The sequence below is a fragment of the Streptomyces sp. NPDC057543 genome (assembly GCF_042801895.1).
Classification (GTDB): domain Bacteria; phylum Actinomycetota; class Actinomycetes; order Streptomycetales; family Streptomycetaceae; genus Streptomyces.
The window spans coordinates 1-1,898 of record NZ_JBHVFF010000558.1; the positions used below are offsets into that span (position 1 = coordinate 1).

Below are 1,898 nucleotides of genomic sequence, written 5' to 3' on the forward strand. Positions count from 1 at the left end.
GCCCAAGGGCGCGTCCGCCACCGCGGGGCAGCCGGTGCGACGTCCGTTCTGGACCCGGCGCCGACGCGACCAGCTCGCCGGTCTCGCGTTCATTTCCCCCCAGCTCTTCGGCAGCGTCGTGTTCGTGCTGCTGCCCATCGCCCTGGTCTTCCGGTTCAGCCTGCACGAGTGGAACGTGCTTGCCGGCGAGTCTCACTACACCGGTGGTGACAACTACACCAAGCTACTGGACGACGCCAACCTGCCCCAGGTACTGAAGTCCACGGCCCTGTTCTCGGCCGGCTTGGTGGTGCTCAACCTCTGCCTGGCCCTGGCGCTCGCCGTCCTGCTCAACCAGAAACTGCGCGGGATGACCGTGTTCCGCACGCTGTTCTTCTCTCCCGTCGTGGTGTCGCTGGTCGCCTGGACCATCGTGTGGGGCTTCCTGCTCCAGGCAGACGGCGGCATCAACGGCCTGCTGCGCGCGGTCGGCATCGACGGACCCAACTGGCTGCGCGGCGAGGGCTCAGCCATGTTCTCGGTCATCGTCGTGCAGGTTTTCAAGAACGTCGGTCTGAACATGGTGCTGTTCCTGGCCGCGTTCCAGGGCGTGCCCAAGGAGCTCTACGAGGCGGCGCGGGTTGACGGTGCGGGCTCATGGACCCGGTTCCGGTCCATCACCCTGCCGCTCATCAGCCCGACGATCCTGCTGACGTCGGTGATCACCATCGTGGGTTCGCTCCAGGTGTTCGCGCAGATCGCGGTGCTCACCCAGGGTGGCCCAAAGCTGTCCACCACCGTGCTCGTCTACTACCTCTATCAGCAGGCTTTCCAGTTCCATCACTTCGGCTACGGCGCAACCCTGTCCATCCTGCTGCTGCTGATCGTGCTGGCGCTCACCGTGTTCCAGTGGCAGTTGCGTAAGAGGTGGGTCTTCTATGAATCGTAAAGTCCCGCTGCGCACCCGAGTCGCCCTGTACGGCCTGCTCTGCGTGCTCGTGATCCCCTTCGTCTTCCCGACCTGGTGGATGGTGACGTCGTCGTTCAAACCCGTCGGCGACATCTTCTCCTACCCGCCACAGCTCGTGCCGACCAACCCGACGGTGTCGGCCTACCGGGAGGTCTTCGACGGGCGCCCGTTCGTCCGGCAGTACGTCAACAGCGTTTACATCGCCGCGCTGGTGACTGTGGGGACGATGATCGTGTCCTCGCTCGCCGGGTACGCCTTCGCCCGTATCAAATTCCGCGGCCAGAACGTACTTTTCCTGGTGGTGCTGGTGGGCCTGCTCATCCCGAGCGAGGTCACCATCGTCCCGCTTTTCCAGATATTCAACGACCTCGGCCTGATCAACACCCACTGGCCGCTGATCCTGGTGCCGATCTTCGGCGCACCGAGCGTCCTAGCCACGTTCATCATGCGGCAGTTCTTCATCAGCCTGCCCCACGAACTGGAGGAGGCCGCCCGGATCGACGGCATCGGCTACTTCGGCACGTTCTGGCGGATCGCCCTGCCGCTGGCCAGGCCGGCGCTCGGCGCCGTCGGGATCTTCACCTTCCTGCAGAGTTGGAACCTCTACCTGGAACCTGTGGTGTACCTCTCCTCGCCGGAGAAGTTCACCCTGCCGCAGGCACTCACCCAGTACGTGGACGCCTACGGCGGGCCCATGTGGAACGTCCAGCTCGCCGCGGCGTCGCTGGCCGCGATCCCGGTGCTGGTTGTGTTCGTCGTCGCCCAGAAGCAGTTCATCGAGGGCCTCGCCCATACGGGGCTGAAGTGAACGCCACGCTCGGCATTGACATCGGCGGCACCAAGACGCTGGCCGCCCTCGTCGGACCCGACGGCGCCGTGCTCGACCAGGCGCGAGCCGACACCCCGGCCGCGCAGGGCCCGGACGCGGTGCTGCGGACCGCCGCCGACC

Annotated in this window: 2 protein-coding genes; both read left to right on the forward strand. The window is 65.7% G+C overall.

Going from position 1 to position 1,898, the window contains the following annotated elements:
* Positions 1–34 precede the first annotated feature (34 nt).
* Positions 35–928 (forward strand): carbohydrate ABC transporter permease, encoded by an 894-nt coding sequence (locus ACFU8Q_RS41250; protein ID WP_384465286.1) that lies wholly within the window; start codon positions 35–37, stop codon positions 926–928.
* Complete coding sequence (locus ACFU8Q_RS41255; RefSeq protein WP_384465283.1) at positions 918–1,757, forward strand: carbohydrate ABC transporter permease; 840 nt, start codon at positions 918–920, stop codon at positions 1,755–1,757. Before ACFU8Q_RS41250 ends, ACFU8Q_RS41255 begins: the two co-directional genes overlap by 11 nt.
* The last annotated feature ends 141 nt before the right edge of the window (positions 1,758–1,898 follow it).